22 protein-coding genes are annotated in these 23,999 nt (G+C 64.7%); 12 read left to right on the top strand and 10 right to left on the bottom strand.

From position 1 onward, the window contains the following. Window positions 1-17: 17 nt before the first annotated feature. The 3 genes from NKI25_RS24345 to NKI25_RS24335 form a co-directional block, all read right to left on the bottom strand. Window positions 18-1,391: a glutamate--cysteine ligase gene (locus NKI25_RS24345; RefSeq protein WP_352634637.1), complete on the bottom strand. Its 1,374-nt coding sequence runs from the start codon at window positions 1,389-1,391 to the stop codon at window positions 18-20. 186 nt (window positions 1,392-1,577) lie between these two features. Further along, window positions 1,578-2,312: a 16S rRNA (uracil(1498)-N(3))-methyltransferase gene (locus NKI25_RS24340; protein ID WP_352634749.1), complete on the bottom strand. Its 735-nt coding sequence runs from the start codon at window positions 2,310-2,312 to the stop codon at window positions 1,578-1,580. 32 nt (window positions 2,313-2,344) lie between these two features. After that, a complete protein-coding gene (locus NKI25_RS24335) occupies window positions 2,345-2,992 on the bottom strand; it encodes a hypothetical protein (protein WP_352999627.1) in 648 nt (215 codons plus the stop codon). A gap of 74 nt (window positions 2,993-3,066) precedes the next feature. On the opposite strand from NKI25_RS24335, the gene NKI25_RS24330 reads away from it, so the two are divergent. Continuing rightward, a complete protein-coding gene (locus tag NKI25_RS24330) occupies window positions 3,067-3,765 on the top strand; it encodes a type 1 glutamine amidotransferase (RefSeq protein ID WP_352624699.1) in 699 nt (232 codons plus the stop codon). 301 nt (window positions 3,766-4,066) lie between these two features. Beyond that, window positions 4,067-4,198: a hypothetical protein gene (locus tag NKI25_RS24325; protein ID WP_280952144.1), complete on the top strand. Its 132-nt coding sequence runs from the start codon at window positions 4,067-4,069 to the stop codon at window positions 4,196-4,198. A gap of 28 nt (window positions 4,199-4,226) precedes the next feature. On the opposite strand, the gene NKI25_RS24320 is transcribed toward NKI25_RS24325, so the two are convergent. Genes NKI25_RS24320 through NKI25_RS24310 form a run of 3 tightly spaced genes read right to left on the bottom strand, consistent with a single transcriptional unit; the run spans window position 4,227 to window position 7,031 of the window. Beyond that, complete coding sequence (locus tag NKI25_RS24320) at window positions 4,227-4,997, bottom strand: metallophosphoesterase family protein (RefSeq protein WP_031213158.1); 771 nt, start codon at window positions 4,995-4,997, stop codon at window positions 4,227-4,229. A 38-nt stretch (window positions 4,998-5,035) separates the two neighbouring features. After that, window positions 5,036-6,172: an alpha-hydroxy acid oxidase gene (locus NKI25_RS24315; RefSeq protein ID WP_023680460.1), complete on the bottom strand. Its 1,137-nt coding sequence runs from the start codon at window positions 6,170-6,172 to the stop codon at window positions 5,036-5,038. Window positions 6,173-6,227: 55 nt separating this feature from the next. Beyond that, on the bottom strand, window positions 6,228-7,031 hold the full coding sequence (locus NKI25_RS24310) for an FCD domain-containing protein (protein ID WP_352999624.1): 804 nt from the start codon (window positions 7,029-7,031) through the stop codon (window positions 6,228-6,230). Between the two features lie 315 nt (window positions 7,032-7,346). Between NKI25_RS24310 and NKI25_RS24305 the strand changes: the two genes are divergently transcribed. From NKI25_RS24305 to glcF, 5 genes are all read left to right on the top strand, one after another. Then, window positions 7,347-8,681 carry a DUF3422 family protein gene (locus tag NKI25_RS24305; protein WP_023680458.1) on the top strand — a complete coding sequence of 445 codons (1,335 nt, stop codon included), beginning with the start codon at window positions 7,347-7,349 and terminating at the stop codon, window positions 8,679-8,681. A 136-nt stretch (window positions 8,682-8,817) separates the two neighbouring features. Then, complete coding sequence (locus tag NKI25_RS24300) at window positions 8,818-10,314, top strand: FAD-linked oxidase C-terminal domain-containing protein (RefSeq protein WP_352999622.1); 1,497 nt, start codon at window positions 8,818-8,820, stop codon at window positions 10,312-10,314. A gap of 224 nt (window positions 10,315-10,538) precedes the next feature. Continuing rightward, on the top strand, window positions 10,539-11,795 hold the full coding sequence (locus NKI25_RS24295) for an FAD-binding protein (RefSeq protein ID WP_352589310.1): 1,257 nt from the start codon (window positions 10,539-10,541) through the stop codon (window positions 11,793-11,795). Beyond that, entirely contained in the window at window positions 11,792-12,175 is a 384-nt protein-coding gene (locus NKI25_RS24290) for a DUF4870 family protein (protein WP_352577553.1), read from the top strand. The genes NKI25_RS24295 and NKI25_RS24290 overlap by 4 nt, the downstream gene beginning before the upstream one ends. Before the next feature lie 68 nt (window positions 12,176-12,243). Continuing rightward, window positions 12,244-13,572: a glycolate oxidase subunit GlcF gene (gene glcF / locus NKI25_RS24285; RefSeq protein WP_352577554.1), complete on the top strand. Its 1,329-nt coding sequence runs from the start codon at window positions 12,244-12,246 to the stop codon at window positions 13,570-13,572. A 166-nt stretch (window positions 13,573-13,738) separates the two neighbouring features. On the opposite strand, the gene NKI25_RS24280 is transcribed toward glcF, so the two are convergent. Together NKI25_RS24280 and NKI25_RS24275 are read right to left on the bottom strand one after the other, a co-directional pair. Then, entirely contained in the window at window positions 13,739-14,659 is a 921-nt protein-coding gene (locus tag NKI25_RS24280; RefSeq protein ID WP_352999620.1) for a bifunctional 5,10-methylenetetrahydrofolate dehydrogenase/5,10-methenyltetrahydrofolate cyclohydrolase, read from the bottom strand. Between the two features lie 261 nt (window positions 14,660-14,920). Continuing rightward, window positions 14,921-15,655, bottom strand: coding sequence for a L,D-transpeptidase (locus NKI25_RS24275; protein ID WP_023680452.1), 735 nt, complete (start codon window positions 15,653-15,655; stop codon window positions 14,921-14,923). Window positions 15,656-15,877: 222 nt separating this feature from the next. On the opposite strand from NKI25_RS24275, the gene NKI25_RS24270 reads away from it, so the two are divergent. After that, a complete protein-coding gene (locus NKI25_RS24270; RefSeq protein WP_352999618.1) occupies window positions 15,878-16,513 on the top strand; it encodes a DNA-3-methyladenine glycosylase I in 636 nt (211 codons plus the stop codon). 4 nt (window positions 16,514-16,517) lie between these two features. On the opposite strand, the gene NKI25_RS24265 is transcribed toward NKI25_RS24270, so the two are convergent. Both NKI25_RS24265 and NKI25_RS24260 read right to left on the bottom strand, forming a co-directional pair. After that, complete coding sequence (locus tag NKI25_RS24265; RefSeq protein ID WP_031213141.1) at window positions 16,518-16,769, bottom strand: hypothetical protein; 252 nt, start codon at window positions 16,767-16,769, stop codon at window positions 16,518-16,520. A 246-nt stretch (window positions 16,770-17,015) separates the two neighbouring features. Further along, window positions 17,016-17,972 carry an IS5 family transposase gene (locus NKI25_RS24260; protein ID WP_352596372.1) on the bottom strand — a complete coding sequence of 319 codons (957 nt, stop codon included), beginning with the start codon at window positions 17,970-17,972 and terminating at the stop codon, window positions 17,016-17,018. A 289-nt stretch (window positions 17,973-18,261) separates the two neighbouring features. Here NKI25_RS24260 and hisS point away from each other — a divergent pair, with 289 nt between their 5' ends. The 4 genes from hisS to NKI25_RS24240 all read left to right on the top strand — a co-directional run bounded on the left by hisS (window position 18,262) and on the right by NKI25_RS24240 (window position 23,982). After that, a complete protein-coding gene (gene hisS / locus NKI25_RS24255) occupies window positions 18,262-19,821 on the top strand; it encodes a histidine--tRNA ligase (protein WP_352829329.1) in 1,560 nt (519 codons plus the stop codon). 171 nt (window positions 19,822-19,992) lie between these two features. Further along, window positions 19,993-21,111, top strand: coding sequence for an ATP phosphoribosyltransferase regulatory subunit (locus NKI25_RS24250; RefSeq protein WP_352999616.1), 1,119 nt, complete (start codon window positions 19,993-19,995; stop codon window positions 21,109-21,111). Next, entirely contained in the window at window positions 21,108-21,809 is a 702-nt protein-coding gene (hisG, locus tag NKI25_RS24245; protein WP_352829325.1) for an ATP phosphoribosyltransferase, read from the top strand. The genes NKI25_RS24250 and hisG overlap by 4 nt, the downstream gene beginning before the upstream one ends. Window positions 21,810-22,215: 406 nt before the next feature. Further along, window positions 22,216-23,982: an AMP-binding protein gene (locus NKI25_RS24240; RefSeq protein ID WP_352999614.1), complete on the top strand. Its 1,767-nt coding sequence runs from the start codon at window positions 22,216-22,218 to the stop codon at window positions 23,980-23,982. Window positions 23,983-23,999 lie beyond the last annotated feature (17 nt).

The following is a 23,999-nucleotide window of genomic DNA, read 5'->3' as shown; positions in this document are numbered from 1 at the left end:
AAGCGGATAGCGAAGCGTTAATACGCGTATTCCATGAACACCGGCTCGATCGAGCCGCCCCAGCGTGTGTGGTAGGCCGAGAGCATCTCTTCGGCGCTGGTGGTGCCACGCGCGACGACCTCGTCCAGCGTGTTGAGGAACGACGTCTCGTCGTAGCCGTCGCGGTTCTTGCGGTCGCGGTTCTTCAGTCCCATGCGCGAGATGACGAGCACGTCGCGGGCGATCTCGCGCAATGTCGTGTTGCGGAAGGGCGCCGAAATGCCCTGTTCCGGCACTGCGTTGCGCATTGCCAGCACTTCGTCGTAGCTCCAGCTCGAGGTCAGCGCCTCGGCCGCGTCGAGCGCAGCCGCATCATAGAGCAGCCCGACCCAGAAGGCCGGCAGCGCGCAGATGCGCCGCCACGGCCCGCCATCGGCGCCGCGCATTTCGAGAAAGCGCTTCAGCCGCACGTCCGGGAACAGCGTCGACAGATGGTTCGCCCAGTCGCCCATCGTCGGCAGCCCGTCCGGCAGTTCGTTGCGGGCAGCACCCGCCATGAACTGGCGGAAGGTGATGTGCGTCATGTCATGGTACTGGCCGTCGCGGATGACGAAATACATCGGCACGTCGAGCGCCCATTCGACATAATCGGCAAAGCCGAAATCGGGCGAGAAGCAGAATTCGAGCAGGCCGGAGCGCTGATTGTCGGTGTCGCGCCAGATCTCGCCGCGCCAGCTCTGCAAGCCGTTCGGCCGGCTTTCGGTGAAGGGCGAGTTGGCAAACAGCGCCGTCGACAGCGGCTGCAGCTTCAGCGACACCTGCATTTTGCGGCGCATGTCGGCTTCGCTCTCGAAGTCGAGGTTCACCTGGATCGTGCAGGTCCGGTACATCATGTCGAGGCCCTTGGTGCCGACTTTGGGCATGTAGCGGGTCATGATCTCGTAGCGCGATTTCGGCATTTTCGGCGTCTCGGCCAGCGACCATTTCGGGCTGCCGCCAAGGCCGAGAAAACGAATGCCCATCGGTTCGGCGATCTCGCGCACCTGCGCCAGATGCGCATTGCCTTCGCGGCAGGTCTGGTGGATCGTCTCCAGCGGCGCGCCGGACAGCTCGAACTGGCCGCCGGGCTCCAGCGAGATCGCGCCCTGGCCGGTCGGCTCGACCAGGCCGATGATGCGGCCGGCATCCATGATCGGGTCCCAGCCGAGTTTGTCCTGCATGCCTTCGAGGATGGCGCGGATGCCGCGCTCGCCGCCATAGGGCACCGGCGCATTGCCGTCGACATAGAACGGGAATTTCTCGTGCTCCGTGCCGATGCGCCATTTGTCGCGCGGCTTGTTGCCTTCGGCCAGGTGCTCGACGAGTTCGTCGACGCCTTCGATCGGCCGGAAATCGGTAGTATCGCGCGCCATAATAGCCCTCCGCACATGGCCCCGAAAACCGGCTTCGATTTTCGGAAAGGATCATGTGCCCAATCAATATGCTACAGCGTCCTTTGCGCGCCCGAAAGGACGCGCGGCCACTGCCGGCGCTAGATGGACGAAATGTCAGTAGCCGATCAAGCGAAAAATCCTGAGCCAGCGGGTGACTGGAATTGATCACCAATCCCCGATTGTCGCCTGGATCAGCGCCAGTGCTGCTACGGCCGCCGTGTCCGCCCGCAGGATGCGGGGCCCAAGCGGAATGGCGGTAACGAAAGGCAGCGCTCTCAGCATCCTGCGCTCCTCGTCGGAAAAGCCGCCCTCCGGCCCGACAAGCAGCCCGAGCTTGTTCTCCCGCACCGCCTGCAATGCCGGCAGGGGACTGTTGGTCGATGCATCCTCGTCGCAGAAGATCAGCCGCCGCTCACGGTCCCAGCCCGCCAGCAGGCGCTCGAATTTTTCCGCTTCGCGCAGCTCCGGCACCGCCAATATGCCGCATTGTTCGGCCGCCTCGACGACATTGGCGCGCAGGCGCTCGATGCCGGGTTTTGTCACTTGCGTATGCTGGGTGATGACCGGCTGCAGGATGCCGGCGCCCATCTCCACCGCCTTTTGCACGAGGTAGTCGAGCCGCCCCTGCTTCAGCGGCGCGAAGCAATAGACGAGATCGGGCAGCGGCGGCTGCGGCCGCTGCAATGCCAGCAACTTCAGCCGCAACGCCTTCTTCGACTTCGCCGCGATCGCCGCCGACCATTCGCCGTCGCGGCCGTTGAAGACCAGAATTTCGGCGCCTTCGCCGAGCCGCAGCACGTGCGAGAGATAATGGCTCTGCTGCGGGCCGACGTCGAACTCGATGTCCGGTCCAAGCCCGTCCGGCACGAACAGCCGCTGCATCTTGTAATTGGCGCGCATCGCCGAGGAATGCGGCAACGTCACCCTCGGCGTCAAGCCTCGGCGGAAGGATGCCAGACAGGCTCGTAGCCTTTCCGCAGCACCGAAACAGTTGTCGCTGGCGTGAGCAGGCGGATTGGACTGGCGGTAAAACCGCCGAACCCCACCGGTTCGCCATAACCGCCGAAACTCCAGGGCAGCGCGGCGCCATCAAACAGGGCGTACGCCCTGTTTCCTGACGAGATCATCGTGCCGTCCGGCAAGTCCGCAAGCGCTTCCGGTTTCAGTCTCGTCGCTCGTCCGCCCGAGGCCAGGCGCTCCTTGTGCAGGCGCTTGTCGAGTTGCGGCGCGCGTGGCTCGGCAATGCCGAAGGCGTCGCCGAAACGCCGGACAAAATCCTTGGCCCGCTCGCGCCGGCAGAAGAAGCAGGGACGGTGGCCGGCGGCAAGTGCCGTCACCTCGTCGAGGAAAAACAGCTCGGTCCAGCCGGCCTTGCCGCCAGCCCGGTTGCGCCCCATCGGCTCGCGCCGCACGTTGCCGAATTCGCAGACGCAGATGATCCAGGCTTGCAGCGCCCAGCGCTTCTTCAACAGCGTTCTCGTCTCGGGGTCGTGAATGATGCCGCGATTGCCCATGAACAGGCCGCGCTCCGGCACGGCATGGATGGCGCCGAACGGGTCGACCCGGTTTTGCAGTGGCATAGGCGTTCCCTGTTGGCGGCAATGCTGGTGCCATGATATCGCTCGTTGCATCAATTTCATGTCAGCAGGTTTCGATGCGGGTCTTGGTTGTCCAGAACTTCGACAATGAGGGCCTTGGCCAGATCGGCGCGGCCCTTGTCGAGGCGGGCGCCGATATCGACCTGCGCCGTCCCTACCGCGGCGACGCGCTGCCGCAAGATAGCGGCGGGCATGACGCCATGGTGGTGCTCGGCGGCGCCCAGAATGCGCTGGAGGACGAGCTCTGTCCTTATTTTCCGGGTCTGCTCGATCTGACACGCGACTTTGCCGAGAGGGATCGCGCGGTGCTTGGTATCTGCCTCGGCAGCCAGTTGGTCGCGCGCGCCTTTGGCGGCGAGAACCAGATCGGCGGCGCGTCGGAGTTCGGCTGGCACGAGGTCGCGCTCACCGCGGCGGCGCAGGCCGATCCGGTGCTCGCCGCTTTGCCCGCAAAATTCCCGATCTTCGAATGGCACGACGACACCTTTGTCTTGCCTAAGACTGCCGTGCGGCTGGCCGGCAATGCCGTCGCCGAGAACCAGGCGTTCCGCATCGGCCGCGCCGTCTACGGCTTCCAGTTCCATTTCGAGGCCGACAGTCCGATGGTGCGCGACTGGAGCACCTCCTTCGCACCGCTGATCGCCGAACGCCATCCTGATTGGGCCGTCCGGCTCGACGATGAAATGGCCCGCAACGGACCGCAAGCCGATGCCGCCGGCCTGGCCATCGCCCGCGCCTGGGTGGCGACGATCTGACGGCTCATACAGCCAACGTTGCCTATTTGGCGACGTTGCATATTTGGCACGCGGCGGCAAATCCGCCGGGGAAAACGCGTTTCATCCTTGGCCTGTGTCTGTCCGCCAGCCTAAAAGGCGCCCGCTCTGCATCTTGCGTGCAACCGCGATGAACCTTTCCTGTGACCCGCGCGACACACCGCCGATACAGAACATGCCTAGAAGCGCGAAACCGTCAGACATTTGCGACGTATTTCGCGTTTCAACGCATTGGTAACCCGCTCGTGCATAGATGCAGAAAGCTCAACAAGAGATGACGTCCGTGAAAGCAGCCTTTTTGTCCTTTGCCATGTTGTCGGCTATCGTCTTGTGCGGCCTCGGCATTTATTCCGCCGACGCAGCCAACAACCACAATGCCGTCGACGGCTACGGCGTCACCGCCGCGCTTCGCTAGACCCTCTGCACATAACTCCACGCCTTACCTACGCCCGCTCACCCGTGACTGTCAGGATATGCTTGTCAGCGCCGTCTACCACGAGCGCGGTGAGGTTTCCCGACTGCCAGGCGAGGGTGTCGACATTGACGCGGTTGCCGGTGATCTCGGGCTTGGGCACCGGCGTATGGCCGTGCACCACGATCTTCGGATGAAGACCGGTGTGATCGTGGAAGACCTCGCGGATCCAGATCAGGTCCTGCCGGGTCTGGCTTTCCAGCGCAACGCCGGGCCGGATGCCGGCATGGCAGAAGAAGAAGTCGCCGAACGTCACTGAGAAGGGCAGCGAGCGCAGGAACTCGACATGGTTCTGCGGCACCGCCTCGACCAGTGCGGCGTGCCCTTGCCGCAATGCCGCATCGGCGCGGCCAAACCAGGCGCTGCTCCCACCGAGTGAGACACCATACGATAGCGCCGTCTGGATGCCGCCATAGCGCATGAACAGCCCGTCCGGATCGGGGACATCGAGAAAATCGAGAAAGCCGAGATCATGATTTCCGGCGAGCATCAGGTGACGCGGATCGCGTTTCTGCGCGTCGATCAGGAAATCGATGACGCCCCTGGAGTCCGGGCCCCGGTCGACATAGTCGCCGAGATGGATCACGCGCCAATCGGCCGACGGCCTTTGACCGAGCTCCGCCTCGATCCGCCGGTGCATGGCGGTCAGCAGGTCGAGCCGGCCGTGCACATCGCCGATCGCGTAGAGACGCATGCCTTGCGGTCCGCGCGCCTCGTAGAAACTGATGCCGGGCTCCGTCAATGCCTGCGTCGCCTCCGTGATCATGCCGTCACGTGACTTTAGCGCCGAAGCTGATCCTTGCCCATGTCGGTGACCAGACGCTTTCCGCACAGAGCCAGCGTTATGTCCATCTCCTTGCGGATGATTTCCAGCGCCTTGGTAACCCCTTCCTTGCCGAGTGCGCCGAGGCCGTACAGGAAAGGCCGGCCGATATAGGTGCCCTTGGCGCCGAGGCACAGCGCCTTGAGCACGTCCTGGCCGGAGCGGATGCCGCCGTCCATATGCACCTCGATCGCGTCGCCGACGGCGTCGGCGATCTCTTCGAGCGCCATGATCGACGACGAGGCGCCGTCGAGCTGGCGGCCGCCATGGTTGGATACGATGATCGCGTCGGCGCCTGTCCTGGCCGCCATCAGCGCATCTTCCCTGTCGAGTATGCCTTTCAGGATCAGCTTGCCGCCCCAGCGCTCCTTGATCCAGGCGACGTCCTTCCACGACAGATGCGGATCGAACTGCTCCTTCGTCCACGACGATAGCGAGGCGAGGTCGCCGACGCCCTTGGCATGGCCGACGATGTTGCGGAAGCTCCGGCGCTTGGTGCCGGCCATGCCGGCGCACCAGCGCGGCCTTGTCGCCATCTGCCAGAGGTGCTTCGGCGTCATTCGCGGCGGCGCCGAAAGCCCGTTGCGGATATCCTTGTGGCGCTGACCGAGGATCTGCAGGTCGAGCGTCAGCACCAGCGCCGAACATTTCGCCGCTTTTGCGCGGTCGATCAAATCGAAGACGAAGTCCTTGTCGCGCAGCACATAGAGCTGGAACCAGAACGGCTTCCTGGTCACCGACGCGACATCCTCGATCGAGCAGATGCTCATTGTCGACAGCGTGAACGGCACACCGAATTCTTCCGCCGCCTGGGCCGCCAGCATCTCGCCGTCCGGATGCTGCATGCCGGTCATGCCGGTCGGCGCCAGCGCCACCGGCATCGTCACCTTCTCGCCGATCATGGTCGATTCCAGCGAGCGGTTGTCCATGTCGACCAGCACGCGCTGGCGGAACTTGATCTTCTGGAAATCTTCCTCGTTGGCCCGGTAGGTGCTTTCGGTCCAGGCGCCGGAATCGGCATAGTCGAAGAACATCTTCGGCACGCGGCGGCGCGCCAGGTCCTTGAGGTCGGCGATGGTGAGAATGCTGCTCATGGATCTTTTTCCGCTGGTTCTTCGCTGGTTCGTCGTTGAATTTTCTGGGCGGTGCCTACGGCTGTTTTCTTGCCGGCTCACCGCCACCGGGCTCGGAGCGTTGCCTGAGCCTCAGCCGCGACACGCGCTGCCAGTCGCCGCTGCGCTCGGCCTCGGCCATCGATCGTTCGACGTAGGAGATGTGGTCCATCGCCGCCTGCCGCGCCGCGGCTGCATCGCCGGCCTTGACCGCCGTGTAGATTGCCCGGTGCTGCGAAAGCAGCGCCTCGCGCGCGCCCGGCACGCTGAACACCAGCCGCCGGTTCTGGAACACGCCTTCCGACAGCAGCCGATAACAGGAGCGCAGCGTGTGCAGCAGGATGATGTTGTGCGCGCATTCGCAGATCGCGTGGTGGAACTCGACGTCGATTTCCGCCTCGTCGTCGAAATTGCCGGTCCGGTGCGCCTCGTCCATACGTGCCATGATGCGGTCGAGCAGCGCCAGATCGTCCGATGTGGCACGCCGCGCCGCATATTCCGCCGCCACCGCCTCGATCTCGCGGCGGTACTCCAGATAGTCGGTCACCGCCTTGCGATGCATCGAGATCAGGTCGGTCACCGGCTTGGTGAACAGCTGGCCGATGACATCGGCGACATGGGTGCCGCCGCCTGGCCGTGTCGTCAACAGCCCGCGCCCTTCCAAGGCTTTCAAGGCATCGCGCAGGATCGGCCGCGACACCTCGAACTGGCGCGCCAGTTCGCGCTCGCCCGGCAGCCGGTCGCCGGTGCGCAGGACGCCTTCGAGGATCAGGCTCTCGATCTGCTGCACCACCTCGTCGGCGGTGCGCGAATGCTCGATCCGGGAGAAAATGTCGCTCAAACGGAATGCCTGGGGTTGAACCGATGTCGCGCACGATAAAGCCAGCGTCGCCAACTGGTCAAATTATTTATCCAATTCGCCCCGGGCGCCGGGTCGGTTTCACAGCCGCGGCTTCATATCACCTTCAGCTAAACTGGCTGTTTGCGTCCTCTGGAGATTGTCTCTAGAGCAATTCCAGGAAAAGTGTGAAAGGGTTTTCCGTCCGGAATTGCGCAGAATAAAAGAGATAGAGCGGTTCGGCGTTTCCATGAAACAATGAACCGCTCTAGAGGGACATCATTGCCAAAGGGCTCAGAGAAGCCTGGGGGACCAGCCGTGCCAGACGCCGACCCGTCCAGCCTCGAATTCCAGCTGCGCGCCAAAGCCGTGGGCGGCACCGTCATGGGCTTTCCGGCGCATGAAGGTCGGCCGGGCGCGCTCGGCGAGGTCCACGCCCGGCCGCAGCCGCTGGTCGAAAAGCCGCGCGTGCTGGTGCAGCTTTCCTTCATGACCGAAGCTGGATCCGGGATCGATCAGGCCGTGCTTTCCGAATTGTCGCGACGCCTCGGCATTGCCGCGCCCGACCCTCACGCCCGCCACCACGCGATGAAATGGGGCAAGGGCTCGCTGCGCTGGGAACGCCACACGGAATTCTCGACCTATCTCTGGGAAGGGCCGCTCGCCGAAAACGGCAGGGGGCAAGAAGACACACCCTTCGGCAACGGGTTTTCGCCGCCGGGCACGGTGATTTCCGGCATCAGGCTGGAGATCCGCAAATGGACGCCGGCGAACGAAAAACTGATCGCCGGCTTCGACCCGACCAGCCTGTGCTATTCGCTGGTCGAGCGCGGCAACGCGGCCATCGTCACCGATTTCCGTCAGGATGGCGACGGCTTGACCCGCATGCTGGTGCTCGACCGCGGCCTGACCCCGGCGCGCACCGGGGCACTGTCGCAGCGGCTGATCGACATCGAGACCTACCGCACGCTGGCCATGCTTGGGCTGCCGCTGGCCCTGACGCTGTCCGGTCGCGCCCGCCGCATCGAAGACAGGCTGGCCCAGACCACGTTGGAAATGAAGGTCGCCGAGACCCGCGACAGCCAGACGCTACTTGCCGACTTGACCGAACTGGCCGCCGAGCTGGAGGCCGATGCCGCCTCCAGCCTCTACCGCTTCGGCGCCAGCCGCGCCTATGACGGCATCGTGCGCGAACGGCTGGAGGCGCTCGACGAAGAGGCGGTGCCCGGCTACGACACCTGGGGCGGTTTTCTGCAGCGCCGCGTGGCGCCGGCGATGCGTACCTGCCGTTCGGTCGAGGAGCGTCAGGCCAACCTGTCGACGAAGCTCACCCGTGCCACCACACTGCTGCGCACCTGGGTCGACGTCGAGGTCGAGAAGCAGAACCGCGATCTTTTGGCATCGATGAACAATCGCGCCCGCCTGCAATTGCGGCTGCAGCAGACGGTGGAGGGGCTCTCGGTCGCCGCGGTTTCCTACTATGTCGTCGGCCTCATCGGCTACGTCGCCAAGGGCGCCTCGATCTTCGGCCATGCCTTCGCGCCGGAAATGGTCACCGCCGCCTCGGTGCCGCTCGCCGTCGTGCTCGTCTGGTGGGGCGTGCGCCGCGTCCGCCGCATGCACTCCGAACCAGGCAAGCAGCCGGGCGAGTAGTGTGGGGCGCAGCGGCAGATTGCCGCTGCGGAAGGCTGTCTCGGCCATAGGCCTCTCATCCCGGCCAAAGCGGCATTTGCAACCGACCGCGGTCGCTGGTAAAAGATTTTTACCAGTCGATCGAAGGAGGCTGTCGATGTCCGGCCTTGCCATGCCGAAACCAGACGACGCCACGATGCGCCGGCGCGACGAGATCGTCGCCGATATGCGCATCATGGTGCCGGGCGAGGGCGTCGTCGACGCCGCCAATGCCATGCGCGCCTTCGAGAGCGACGGGCTCACCGCCTACCGGCAATTGCCGCTGGTCGTGGTGCTGCCGCAAACCGTGGCGCAGGTGTCGCGCGTGCTGAAATATTGCAGCGACCGCAACATCCGCGTCGTGCCGCGCGGCTCCGGCACCTCGCTCTCCGGCGGTGCGCTGCCGCTGGAAGACGCGGTGCTGCTGGTGATGAGCCGCTTCAACCGCATCCTCGAGATCGATTTTCAGAACCGCGTCGTCGTCGCCCAGCCCGGCGTCACCAATCTCGGCATCACCACCGCCGTCGAGCAGGAGGGCTTCTATTACGCCCCCGATCCATCCTCCCAGATCGCCTGCTCGATCGGCGGCAATGTCGCTGAAAATTCCGGCGGCGTGCACTGCCTGAAATACGGTCTCACCGCCAACAATGTGCTCGGCATCGAGATGGTGCTGATGAATGGCGAGGTGGTGCGCCTCGGCGGCAGCCATCTCGACGCGGAAGGCTACGACCTGCTCGGCGTCATGACCGGCTCCGAAGGACTGCTCGGCGTCGTAACCGAGGTCACCGTACGCATCCTGAAGAAGCCGGAGACGGCGCGTGCCCTGCTGATCGGTTTCCCGACCAGCGAGAAGGCCGGCCAATGCGTTGCCGACATCATCGGCGCCGGCATCATTCCGGGCGGCATGGAGATGATGGACCGTCCGGCCATCCACGCCGCCGAGGATTTCGTCCAGGCCGGCTATCCCTTGGATGTCGAGGCGCTGCTGATCGTCGAGCTGGACGGGCCGGGTGTCGAGGTCGATCACCTGATCGGCCTGGTCGAAGCCATCGCCTATAGGAACGGCTCGACCATATGCCGCATTTCGCAATCGGAGCAGGAGCGGCTGAGCTTCTGGGCCGGCCGCAAGGCGGCTTTCCCGGCGGTCGGCCGCATCTCGCCCGACTACTACTGCATGGACGGCACCATCCCGCGCAAGGAACTGCCGCGCGTGCTCGCCGGCATGCGCGAGCTGTCGGAGAAATACGGGCTCGGCGTCGCCAATGTCTTCCACGCCGGCGACGGCAATCTGCACCCGCTCATCCTCTATGACGCCAACGTGCCGGGCGAACTCGACAAGGCGGAGAGTTTCGGCGCCGACATATTGCGGCTCTGCGTCAAGGTCGGTGGCGTGCTGACCGGCGAGCACGGGGTCGGCGTCGAGAAGCGCGACCTGATGCCGGAAATGTTCAACCAGATCGACCTCGACCAGCAGATGCGCGTCAAATGCGCCTTCGACCCCAACCATCTTTTGAATCCCGGCAAGGTCTTCCCGCAATTGAGGCGATGCGCCGAGCTCGGGCGGATGCACGTGCATCGCGGGCAAGTGGCGTTTCCGGACATTCCGAGGTTTTGAGTGGGTATGTTGGCGCTTGAACACCCCCCTCTGTCCTGCCGGACATCTCCCCCTCAAGGGGGGAGATTGGCAGCTTGCACGCCTCAGCCTTCTTTCAATATTGACGATTGGCGAAGCCAGACGCGACGTCCGATCTCCCCCCTTGAGGGGGAGATGTCCGGCAGGACAGAGGGGGGCGCGAAGGAACGCGACGTCTTTGCATTTGCCATTGGCGCATCCGCCTCATGACCACCTTCGTCCCCACCACCGCAGCCGAAGTCCTCTCCACCGTCGCCTGGGCCGCGGCGGAAGACGCACCGCTGGAAATCCTCGGCCACGGCTCCAAGCGCGGTATCGGCCGGCCGCAGCAGGGCGAGCATACGTTCGACCTTTCCAAACTCTCCGGCGTCATGCTTTACGAGCCGGCCGAACTGGTGCTGTCGGCAAAAGCCGGCACGCCGCTGGCCGAAATCGAAAGCCTGCTTGCCGAAAACGGCCAGCAACTTGCCTTCGAACCGATGGATTACGGCCCGCTGCTCGGCGGTGAGCCAGCGCGAGGCACGATCGGCGGCGCACTCGCCGCGAACCTTTCCGGCCCGCGCCGGCTGAAGGTGGGTGCTGCGCGCGACCATATCCTCGGCATAGCGGCCGTTTCCGGGCGCGGCGAGGCCTTCAAGTCCGGCGGCCGCGTCGTCAAGAACGTCACCGGCTACGATCTGTCCAAGCTGATGGCCAACAGCTGGGGCACGCTGGCGGTGCTCACCGACGTCACCTTCAAGGTGCTGCCTGCTGCCGAGACCGAAGTCACGCTTGCCATCCGCGGCCTGCTCGACGATCACGCCGCCGCCGCCATGGCGCTGGCGCTGGGTTCCAGCGCCGAAGTGTCGAGTGCTGCCCATCTTCCCGAACGGGTCGCAGCTAGGGTCGCTGGCGGCAGTCTCGGCAGCGATGCCGCGACGCTGCTGCGCATCGAGGGCTTCGGCCCGTCGGTCGCTTACCGCATTGCCGCGCTGAAAGACCTGCTGAAAAACGCTGGGCCGCTGCAGGAGATTTCCGGTTCGGTCTCGTACTCGGTCTGGCGCGATGTCCGCGACTGCGCGCCGTTCGCCGATGGCAGCGAAAGGCCGGTGTGGCGCGTCTCGATGGCGCCGTCGCGGGGCCACCAGATGGTGCTGGCGCTGCGCATGCAGGCCCCGGTCGATGCCTTCTACGATTGGCAGGGCGGGCTGATCTGGCTGCGCATGCAGCAGGACGATCCCGAGGCTGGCCTGTTGCGCGGCCTGATCAGAAGACATGGCGGCGGCCATGCGACGCTGGTGCGCGCAATCCCTGCACATCGCGCCGCCGTGCCGGTGTTCGAGCCGCAGGCGCCACCGCTGGCAGCACTGTCGGCGCGGCTGAAGGCCGAATTCGACCCGAAGAATATCCTCAATCCCGGCCGTATGGCGCCGGGCGCAAGCTCTGCTACTCTCGCGCCGGCAACCGAGGGAGGAGCACAATGAGCGATCCAGGCCAAAACGGTACGTCACGCCAGACCGACCGCTGGCTGGAGCCCGGCCCGACCAACGCGCTGGTCATCTACATCCTCTATCTCGCCGGCCTGGCCATCGGCGTCAGCGGTATTGTCGGCGTCGTCCTGGCCTATATCAATCGCGGCAAGGCCGGCGGCTTCGTCGAGAGCCATTACACATTCCTGATCCGCACCTTCTGGATCGGCCTGCTCTATGCACTGATCTCGGCGCTGCTGATGATCGTGGTCATCGGTGTCGTGCTGATGGTTGCCGTCGCGGTCTGGTTCATCGCCCGCTGCATTCTCGGCCTGCAGGCGCTGCAGCGCGGCGAGCCGGTCAAGAACCCGGAAAGCTGGTTTCTGGGATTATGAGCATGATCCCCAAAAGTGGGTACCGGTTTTGGGAAAAGATCATGCTCAAACGGTAGGGATTCGTTTACGTGCAGACCAATTTCTCAGCTGCCCAGCTCGCCGATCCGCATGTCGCGGAATCGGAGAAGATCCTGCGCAAATGTGTGCATTGCGGCTTCTGCACCGCCACCTGCCCGACCTATGTGACGCTCGGCAACGAACTGGATTCGCCGCGCGGCCGGATTTATCTGATCAAGGACATGCTGGAAAACGGCCGGCCGGCCGACAAGCAGATCGTCACCCATATCGACCGCTGCCTGTCCTGCCTCGCCTGCATGACCACCTGCCCGTCGGGCGTCAACTACATGCATCTGGTCGACCACGCCCGCGTCCATATCGAGGAGACCTACAAGCGTCCGCTGGCCGATCGCCTGACACGCGCCATGCTGGCCTTCGTGCTGCCCTATCCCTCGCGTTTCCGCGCGGCGCTCAAGCTGGCGAAGCTCGGCCAGCCATTCGCCGGCCTGTTTGAGAAAATCCAGGCATTGAAGCCTTTGGGCGCGATGTTGAAGCTGGCCCCGGCGTCGGTCCCGGCAGTCTCGCCGATGGCCTCGCCGGGCGTCCATGCCGGGCAGGGCGCGAAGAAAAATGGCCGCGTCGCCATCCTCACCGGCTGCGCGCAATCCGTGCTCGATCCCGGCATCAACGACACGACGATTTCGCTGCTGACCCGGCTTGGCGTTGAGGTCGTGGTGCCCGAGGGCGAGGGCTGCTGCGGCGCGCTGGTGCATCATATGGGGCGCGAGGACGCTGCCTTGGCGTCGGCCCGACGGAACGTCGACGCCTGGACGCGCGCCGTCGAGCAGGGCGGACTCGACGCCATCGTCATCACCGCATCCGGGTGCGGCACCACCATCAAGGATTACGGCTTCATGCTGCGCCTCGATCCGGCCTATGCCGACAAGGCCGCGCGCGTCTCGGCGCTGGCCAGGGACATCACCGAATATCTGGCAAGCCTCGACCTGCCCGAGCCGGTCCGCAAGCCGGGCACCATCGTCGCCTATCACTCAGCCTGCTCGATGCAGCACGGCCAGAAGATCACCCGCCAGCCGAAGGAGCTTCTGGTCCGTGCCGGCTTCGTCGTGCGCGAGCCGCGCGAAGGGCATCTGTGCTGCGGTTCGGCCGGCACCTACAACATCCTGCAGCCCGGGATTTCGGCAACGCTGCGCGACCGCAAGGTCAGGAATATCGAGGCGACCGGTGCCGAAATCGTCGCCACCGGCAATATCGGCTGCATCACCCAGATCGCTTCTGCCGCCAAGCTGCCGGTGGTGCATACGATAAAGCTGCTCGCCTGGGCCTATGGCGGGCCGAAGCCGGAAGGCGTTCCGGAAGAAAAGCTGGTTGCGGCTGAGTAACAGGATGGTCGTGGGCGTCAGGCCCCTCATCCGGCCGCTTCGCGTCCACCTTCTCCCCGCTGGGGAGAAGAGGGTGGCACCAACGCTGGCGATCTCCTCTCCCCTCGGGGAGAGGTCAGCCGAGCGAAGCGGAGGCTGGGTGAGGGGGCTTGGCGCCTGCGGGTCTTTATTCCGCCGCGAGCCTGTCAACTACGCCATAAGTCGCCTGATAGCGGGCACGCTGCCGGCTGAGGGCCACCATCGTGTTGCGCAGCAGGATCGCCACAGTGATCGGGCCGACGCCGCCCGGCACCGGCGTGATCCAGGACGCGACATGCTTGACGCTCTCGGCATCGACGTCGCCGACGATGCGGCTCTCGCCGTCCGGCCCGATTTCCGAATTGATGCCGATATCGATGACCGCCGCACCAGGCTTGACCATGTCGGCCTTGATCAGCCGCGGCTTGCCGACGGCGACGAACAGGGCGTCGGCGCGGCGTGCGTGTGCCGCCACCGAACGCGTCATGTGGTGACAGACGGTCACCGTCGCGCCTTCGCTCATCAAAAGGAACGCGATCGGCTTGCCGACGATCTCGGAATGGCCGACGACCACCACCTCGAGCCCCTTGAGGTCGAGGCCGGTTTCCCTGAGCAGTTCGACCGAAGCGGCGGCGGTGCAGGGCGCCAGGTCGAGCTGGTTGTAGACGATGTTGCCGATCGAGGCCGGATGCATGCCCTCGACATCCTTGAGCGGATGCACCGCCGCCTGCAGCGTCTTGATCGGAATGTGCACCGGCACCGGCCGCTGGATGATGATGCCGGTGACGCGCGGGTCGGCGTTAAGCCCGTGGATTGCCGCTTCCAGTTCGCCGGCGGTGATGTCGGCGCGAAAGCGCCTTTCCTCGAAGCCGATGCCGGCCAACCCGGCCTTGGCGCGCTGGTTGCGGACATAGACGTCGACCGCGGCGGTATCGCCGACGGTGACCGACACCAGCTTGGGCGGAAAGCCTTCGACGGTGGCGATCGCCGCGTCCTCGCGCACGCCGGCGATGATGCGTTGGGCAACCGGGCCGCCTCTGAGATAGCGGCTGTCATCGGAAAGGGACATTGGGATGGGGCCTTTATCTGGATTTTAGCCGCCACATAGCAAAGCAACCGCGAAAAGGCAGCGCGAAAAGCGAACCGCCATGCCGGTCGCGCGACGTGCCGGCAAAATCTTCCCGTCAATTCCTGCTGGCGGAAACAAAAAGGGCAGCACGGCTTGCCGCGCTGCCCTTTCGTGACTGGCCGCATCCCCACACGGCCCGTCCCCCGTTATTCAATGCTCCCGAGGCTTCTGAGCAGAATCATCGGTGAGGTCAACCGCAGATTACATCACTACAACCGTCGTGCCAACATTGACCCGCTCGTAAAGGTCGACCACGTCCTCGTTGCGCATGCGGATGCAGCCCGACGACACCGCGCCGCCGATCGTCCAGGGCTGATTGGTGCCGTGGATACGGTACTCGGTCGAGCCGAGATAGAGCGCGCGTGCGCCGAGCGGGTTTTCCATGCCGCCGGCGAGATAGGTCGGCAGATAGCGGCCCTTGGCGGCTTCGCGGGCGATCATCACCGCCGGCGGCCGCCAATCCGGCCAGACGCGCTTGTTGGTGACCTTGTGGGTGCCGGACCATTCGAAGCCCGGCTTGCCGGTGCCGACGCCATAACGCCGCGCCTTACCGTTTTTCCCGACCAGATAGAGGAAATTCTCTCGCGTATCGATGACGATCGTGCCCGGCTTCTGCGGGCCGTCATAGGCGACTTCCTGCGGCAGATAGATCGGGTCGATCTGCGGCCGCATCACCATGCGCTTGGCCGGCGCCTGCACCGCTGCGGTGCGCAGCTGATCGGGTTCGGCCAGCCGCCGGTAGCGCCGTTGCGGCTGCGCCTCTTGCCGGCTCTGCCGCACGATGCCCGGCGCATGGCCGAGCTGCAGCACCCAGGGCGCCGAAAGATCTGGGCTGACCACCACCGGCGGCCTCTCGGCATAGCGGTCGTTGGCATTGGCGGCGCCGGCCGCAAGCACGGCCGCGGCGCCGAACAGGGGGAACAAGAATGTCTTCATCGCAACGCACCTTGATCGTCGAACATGCCGGGGTGCAAAGCCTCCCCGATTTCGCCGACATTGGGCGCGAAGCGGCAACCGAAACATGAATCGGAATGCGTAAAATGCCGATCTGTCAGTAAAGCTTTTGGTGTGGTTACCGCCCGGTTCAGGAATCTGGTAAAGCCGCGGTAAAGGCCGCGTCAAAACGCGTTAACGCCAAGACACGAACGGAATTCCGCCATGGATGAAAAGACAGGTCTGCTTGCTGGTCCCGACGGCATCGCCCGCTGCTTCTGGCACGGCAACCTGCCGGATTATCTGCACTACCACGACCACGAATGGGGCCGGCCGGTCGCCGACGACCGCCGCCTGTTCGAGAAGATCTGCCTCGAAGGTTTTCAGTCGGGCCTGTCCTGGCTGACCATATTGCGCAAGCGCGACAATTTCCGCGAGGCGTTTGCCGGCTTCGATGTCGGCAAGATCGCCGCCCTCACCGACGCCGATGTCGAGCGCCTGCTCGGCAATGCCGGCATCATCCGCCATCGCGGCAAGATCGTTTCGACCATCAACAACGCCAAGCGCGCCCGCGAACTCATCGACGAGGCTGGCTCGCTGGCCGCCTGGTTCTGGAAGTTCGAACCCGGCCCGCACGAGCGGCCCGAGATCGTCGACCTCGCGCATTTGCGCGCCAATCCGACGACGGCCGTCTCGGTCCGCATTTCGAAAGAGCTGAAGAAGCGCGGCTGGAGCTTTGTCGGCCCGACCACCGTCTACGCCTTCATGCAGGCGATGGGGCTGGTCAACGACCATCTCGAGGGCTGCGTCTGCCGCGAGCCGGTCGAGGCGGAACGGAAAGCGTTCAAGCGGCCGAAATAGCGGCTCAGGCGCCGCCGGCGCCGGCGAGGAAAAACCCGGCAAGGATGGCCGCCAGCGCGGCGAACACCGGATAGATCACCAGCAGTCCGGTCATCAGCACGTCGCGCATCGTCGGTCCGCTGCGCTGTTGCGCCGCGATCTCGAACGGTCCGGCGATTTGCTTCGTCTTCGGCGCATAACCATCGGCCGGCCGCAGCCGGACCGAGGCGTCGCGTGCGCCGCTATCGATGATGTCGAACTTCTGAAGCGTGGCCATGGCCCCGACCCCTTGTTTCGGCGCGCTTATCGGCCCGGATTGTGTCGGCACGATGCCGCGCGCATGGCGCAATTGTTTCAGCTTCTTTTTCGCCTTTCCTTCTCCCCTTGTGGGCCTGTTGCGCAGTAACCGGGGATGTTTGGATGGGGCGGGATCGCAGGGATTTCGCTCGTATTTGTGAGCTCCGCTCCCTTGTTTGGGGTTTCGGCGGCGGTTTCGGCCCGGGCGGCCGGGCTGCGGGCGCACCTATCCCGTGATGGCGGCCCATCGGCGCATGTTGAAGGCGATCGCCGCCAATGTCACCTGGGCGGTGGCCTTCGCCAGTCCGACATAGCGGATCTTGGTCAGCTTCATGCGGTTCTTGAGCGTGGCGAAAGTGGTCTCCACCGCCGCTCGCCGTCTGGCGATCAGGCGGTTGTAATGTTTGAGCCGCGGCGGCAGCGCATGGTGCTTGTTGGGGCGGCGCGCGATGCGCACCTTCTTGCCCTCGGCCTTGAGCCGGGCGCGGCGGGCATGGGTGTCGTAGGCGGCGTCCGCCCACACCGTCTTCTCGTCGCCGCAGATCAAGTCATCGGCCATCACCGTGTCGTTGACGTTGGCTGGCGTGGTAATCACCGTGCGGATCAGGCCAGAGCCCTCATCCACCCCGACATGGGCCTTGTAGCCAAAGGTGAAGCCGCCCTTGCCCTTTCGCGCGGTGACGCGGGCGTCCGCATCCTTTGAGGCCTGATCGTCCGTCGGGGGCAATGAAACCGCATTGATCAGCGTGGCATCCAGCATCGTTCCCCGCTTCAGGATAACACCGGCTTTCTCCAGCTGCCGGTCCAGTTCGCCAAACAGCTTCTCCAGCAGCCCTTCGCTGACAAGCAGATTGCGAAAACGCGAAAGCACCGTGTGGTCGGGAACGCTCTCCTCCAGCCCGAGCCCGACAAAGCGCCGGAACGACAGCCGGTCGCCAAGCGCCTCCTCAAGTTCGCGGTCCGACAGGCCGTAGAGTGACTGCAGCAAAAGCGCCTTGAACAGAACCAGCGGTGGCCAAGCTGCCCGTCCGGGTCCGCCATCGCGCAGCGGGTTGAGCAGCTTCTCGAAGCGATACCACTTCACCAGACCCGACAATCGATCAAGCGGTGAAGAACCGCCAGCCAACTTGCCGCCCAGAAAAGCCTCCGCCAAGCTCAACTGGCCCATCTGCTTCACTGCCATCGCGATTCCCTCCGAGCTTCGTCTCAGAGAATCACAATCAGCGAATTACGCAACAGGCCCCTTGTGGGAGAAGGTGGATCGGCGCGCAGCGCCGAGCCGGATGAGGGGTGTTGGAAGAAACGAGACGTCGGCGTTCCTTGGAACACCCCTCATCCGACCGAGCTTCGCTCGGCCACCTTCTCCCACAAGGGGAGAAGGAGAGCCGCAAACCCTTGCCTTCTCCGGGCTGCATCGGTAGGACACGCCGACCCGAAATAAGTCACCGTTTACATAGCAAAGTACCCATCCCATGGCCGACAAATCCGAAAAGATGAAAGCGCGCCTGCCGCGTGGCTTTGTCGACCGCGGCGCCGACGATCTCCGCGCTGTCGAGAAGATGATGGCGACGATACGCTCGGTCTTTGAGCTTTACGGTTTCGAGCCGGTCGACCAGCCGCTGATCGAATACACCGATGCGCTCGGCAAATTCCTGCCAGACCAGGACCGGCCGAACGAGGGCGTGTTCTCGTTTCAGGACGATGACGATCAGTGGCTGTCGCTGCGCTACGACCTGACCGCGCCAATGGCGCGCTTCGTCGCCGAGAATTTCGAGCGCCTGCCGAAGCCGTATCGCAGCTATCGCTCCGGCTGGGTGTTCCGCAACGAGAAGCCCGGTCCCGGCCGCTTCCGCCAGTTCATGCAGTTCGACGCCGACACGGTCGGCACGCCGGGTGTCGCGGCCGATGCCGAGATGGCGATGATGATGGCCGATGTGATGGAGGCGCTCGGCATCAAGCGCGGCGATTACGTCGTCCGCGTCAACAACCGCAAAGTGCTCGATGGCGTGCTGGAGGCGATCGGCCTCGGCGGCGACGAGAACGCTGGCCGCCGGCTGCAGGTGCTACGGGCGATCGACAAGCTGGACAAGCTGGGCGTCGAGGGGGTTCGTCTGCTTTTGGGCGCCGGGCGCAAGGACGAGAGCGGTGATTTCACCAAGGGTGCCGGGCTGGGTAACGCGCAAATCGATGTTGTGATCAGCTATTTCACGGTCATGGCGCAGCATGATCCCGAACAAATTGTCCAGACACTGGGATCTATCACCCCAGGGCTCAGCAATCTTGTCGAGGAAAGGAAACTCGAACATCTGGGCATAACGAATGCCTCGTTTGTTGAGGGTCTTGCAGAGTTGGAGCAGATAAGAACCATGGTCGCACAAAGCGGCTACGGTGAGGATCGCATCCGCATCGATCCCTCCGTCGTGCGTGGCCTCGAATATTACACCGGCCCGGTCTACGAAGCCGAGCTGCTGGCCGAAATCCCCAATGAGGACGGCCAGATCGTGCGCTTCGGCTCGGTTGGCGGCGGCGGCCGTTATGACGGCCTCGTCTCGCGCTTTCGTGGCGAGCCGGTGCCGGCGACCGGTTTTTCGATCGGCGTCTCGCGGCTGATGACGGCGCTGAAGAACCTCGGCAAGCTCGATACTTCCGATGTCATCGCGCCGGTCGTCGTGCTGACCATGGACAAGGATACGGAAAGCCTCGGCCGCTACCAGAAGATGGTGGCCGAGCTGCGCGCCGCCGGCATCCGCTCGGAAATGTACCTCGGCGGCGGCGGCATGAAGGCGCAGCTGAAATATGCCGACCGCCGCGGCAGCCCGGTCGCCGTCATCCAGGGCGGCGACGAGCGCGCCAAGGGCGAGGTGCAGATCAAGGATCTGATCGAAGGCGCGAAGATGTCGGCCGAGATCGCCGACAACGCCGAATGGCGCGCCGCACGACCGGCGCAGGTGACCGTGGCGGAAGGCAATCTGGTCGCCGAGGTGAACAAGATACTGGCGGCGCAGGCCGAGGAGCGGGCGCGTGGCAAGTAGGGCGCCGCTTCCTTCTCCCCTTGTGGGAGAAGGTGGCCGAGCGAAGCTCGGTCGGATGAGGGGTGTTCCAGGGAACGCCGACGCCTCATTTCTTCCGGCACCCCTCATCCGTCTTGGCGCGTCGCGCCAATCCACCTTCTCCCACAAGGGGAGAAGGGGAGGTGGCGTTTTATGACCCCCCGCCCCGCCATCGCATCCGACATCGCGACGCTCTTCGCCGCGCGCAACACCCATGCGGTCGAGGTCGCTGTGCTGCAGCCGGCCGATCCGTTCCTCGACATGGCCGGCGAGGATTTGCGGCGCCGCATCTTTCTCACCGAGAGCGAGACCGGGCAGACGCTTTGCCTGCGGCCGGAATTCACCATTCCGGTCTGCCTCGACCACATTGCCAGCCAGGCCGGCACGCCGCGCCGCTATTCCTATCTCGGCGAGGTGTTTCGCCAGCGCCGCGAGGGCGGCAACGAGTTCTTCCAGGCCGGCATCGAAGATCTCGGCGACCGCGACACGGCCGCCGCCGACGCGCGTTCGCTGGCCGATGCGCATGCGCTGCTTTCGCTGGTGCTGCCCGGCCGGGGGCTGGCGGTCACGCTCGGCGACCAGACCATCTTCGAGGCGGTACTGGCCGCGCTTGGCCTGCCGCGTGGCTGGCGCATGCGGCTGGCGCGGGCCTTCGGCTCGGCGCCGATGCTGGAGGCAGCGCTTGCCGATCTCGCCAATCCGCCGCGCAACAGCCAGCTTGCCGGCTCGGTCGCCGCCCTTGTCCTCGATGGCGATCTCGACGGTCTTTCGGCGCATATCGCCGGCGGCATGGCAGAGGCCGGCCTGTCGGCAACGGCCGGGCGTTCGCCGTCCGAGATTGCGCGGCGCCTGATCGAGAAAGCCGAACTGCGCAGCGTGCGGCTGTCGAACGAGGCGTTTGCGGCGCTGAAGAGCTTTTTGGCCATCGACGTGCCGCTCGACAGCGCCGCCGGGGCGCTCGAAAGCTTTGCAGCCGATGCCGGGCTTTCACTGGGGGCTGCGCTGGAGAATTTCGCAGCCCGCGCCGCGGCCATAGAAAGCCTCGGCCTGCCGATGTCTGAAATCAGCTACGACGCCGCCTTCGGCCGGCCGCTCGATTACTACACCGGCCTGGTCTTCGAGATCGCGGCGCGGGATGGCGACCGGCCGCTCGCCGGTGGTGGCCGCTACGACCGGCTGCTGACGCTGCTCGGCGCCAAAACGCCGATCCCCGGCGTCGGTTTTTCCGTCTGGCTCGACCGCATCGAGGCGCTGCGGGAGACGGCGCCATGATCACGCTGGCGATCCCGTCGAAAGGCCGGCTCAAGGAGCAGGCGCTGGAGGTGCTGGCCAAGGCCGGGGTTGCCGTCAGCCTGCCCGGCGACGAGCGCAAATACCGCGCCCGCATCGACGGCCTTGACGGCGTCGAGATAGCGTTCCTGTCGGCCTCGGAGATATCAGGCGAGATCGGCCAGGGGTCGGTCGATCTCGGCATCACCGGCGAGGACCTTTTGCGCGAAAACCTCGCCGATTGCGAGGCGCGCGCCGAAATCATCGCCCGCCTCGGTTTCGGCAATGCCGATGTCGTCGTCGCCGTGCCCGACATCTGGCTCGATGTCGACACCATGGCCGACCTCGACGACGTCGCCGCCGATTTCCGCCAGCGCCACGGCCGCCGGCTCAGGATCGCCACCAAATACTGGCGCCTGACCCAGCAGTTCTTTTCGCAAAAGCACGGCATCCAGGTCTACCGCATCGTCGAAAGCCTGGGCGCCACCGAAGGCGCGCCGGCGGCCGGATTGGCCGATATCGTCGTCGACATCACCACGTCAGGCTCGACCTTGCGCGCCAACCATCTCAAGGTGCTGGCCGACGGCCTCATCCTGCGCTCGCAGGCCTGTCTCGTCGCGTCGAGGAAGGCGCGCGCTGCGGCCGACGAGGCGACTTTGCGCGATATTGCGGCCAGGATGGCATCGGTGAACGCTGGCTGACGTCGCCAATCTCCCCCCTTGAGGGGGAGATGTCGCCGAAGGCGACAGAGGGGGTCGGTACGTCTTGACGCGACTCTCCTAACGGACAGAACAGGCAGGTGCTCCACGCGAGACGACCCCCTCTGGCCTGCCGGCCATCTCCCCCTCAAGGAGGGAGATTGGCAGCTTGGCCGCAGTGCCAACCTGACGCGATTTTCTTGACGTACAGCAATTTTGTTCTTGCTTTGTGCCGGCAGCTATGCTACTAATCTCGCTATGGTGCCAATTGGCCCCGAAGACCCGCCCTCCGTGGCGGGTTTTTTATTTTCGGCCCTTACAGGCGAGTTCCCAACCAGCCCTGCCATCGGCGGGATTTCCACCACCCCGCCGGGCTGATAGGCTCGTTCTGTCTGCGGAGGACACGGCCATGCCGATCAATCTCGACGAGTTGAAGAATGCCACCAATTTGCGCTCCAAGCGCGATGGGGGTTCGTTCATTGCGCCGGTCGACGGCACGGCGCATGTCTCGGGCGAGCGCAGCGTGCCGCTGCTCAACCTGACCATCCCGGCGCTGTTTGCCGATACGGTCGGCAAATACGGCACGCTCGATGCCGCCGTCTTCGTCGAGCAGGACAAGCGCTTTACCTGGGAGGAACTGTCGGAGACTGTCGATGCGCTCGCCGCCGGCTTCCTGGCGCTCGGCCTCGAGAAAGGCGATCGCGTCGGCATCTGGTCGCCGAACCGCTGGGAATGGCTGGTGACGCAATTCGCCACCGCCCGCATCGGCCTGATCCTGGTCAACATCAACCCGGCCTATCGGTTGGTCGAGCTGGAATATGCCTTGAACAAGGTCGGTTGCAAGGCGCTGGTCACCGCCGCCAAGTTCAAGAGCTCCGACTATCTCGGCATGATCGAGACGCTGGCGCCGGAGATCGCCAAGGCCACCCCTGGCAAGCTCGACGCCAACAAGCTGCCGGCGCTGAAGACCGTTATCCGCATGGACGAGGAGAATTCGCCGGGCATGTTCAATTTCGCCGACGTGCTGGCAATGGCTGGGCGCGACGAGCATGACAAGCTCGACCGCATCTCCGACGGGCTGAAACCCGACGATGCCATCAACATCCAGTTCACCAGCGGCACGACTGGCGCGCCCAAGGGCGCGACGCTGACCCACAACAACATCGTCAACAACGGCAATTTCGTCACCGCGGCGATCCGACTCACCGTCGACGACCTGCTGTGCATTCCGGTGCCGCTCTACCATTGCTTCGGCATGTCGATGGGCACGATGGGCTGCGTCACCAAGGGCGCGACCATGGTTTTCCCGAGCGAGGGGTTCGATGCCGGCGCCACCCTGAAGGCGGTGGCGACGGAACGCTGCACCGCGCTTTACGGCGTGCCGACCATGTTCGTCGGCCTGCTCGACCATCCGGAGTTCGCCTCCTTCGATCTCACCAGCCTGCGCACCGGCATCATGGCCGGCTCGCCATGCCCGATCGAGGTGATGAAGAAGGTGGTGTCGCTGATGCATATGGCAGAGGTGACCATCGCCTACGGCATGACCGAGACCAGCCCGGTGTCGTTCCAGAGCAGCGTCGACGACCCGCTGGAAAAGCGCGTCTCGACCGTCGGCCGCGTCCATCCGCATGTCGAGGTCAAGGCCATCGACGCCGAAGGCGCCACCGTCGCGGTCGGCGCGCCGGGCGAGCTCTGCACGCGCGGCTATTCCGTGATGAAGGGCTATTGGGACGACGAGCAGAAGACCCGCGAGGCCATCGACGCCGACGGCTGGATGCACACGGGCGACCTCGCCACCATTGACGCCGAGGGCTATTGCAACATCGTCGGCCGGGTCAAGGACATGGTCATCCGCGGCGGCGAGAACGTCTATCCACGCGAGGTCGAGGAATTCCTCTATCGCCACCCCAAGATCAAGGAGGTGCAGGTGTTCGGCATTCCCGACCCGAAATATGGCGAGGAGCTGTGCGCCTGGATCGTGCTGAAGCCCGGCCAGATCACCACCGAGCAGGAGATCAAGGCGTTCTGCGCCGGCCAGATCGCCCATTTCAAGATCCCGCGCTACATCCGCTTCCGCACCGAATTGCCGATGACGGTGACCGGCAAGCCGCAGAAATTCCTGATGCGCCAGGCGATGGTCGACGAGCTGGGATTGGTGACGCAGAAGACGGCTTGAGGGCGAGGCGCTTCAGG

It is taken from the genome of Mesorhizobium sp. M0808, from assembly GCF_040320025.1.
Lineage (GTDB): Bacteria > Pseudomonadota > Alphaproteobacteria > Rhizobiales > Rhizobiaceae > Mesorhizobium.
Note: the sequence above shows the minus strand (reverse complement) of the source record. Positions and strands in the feature narration are given on the sequence as shown.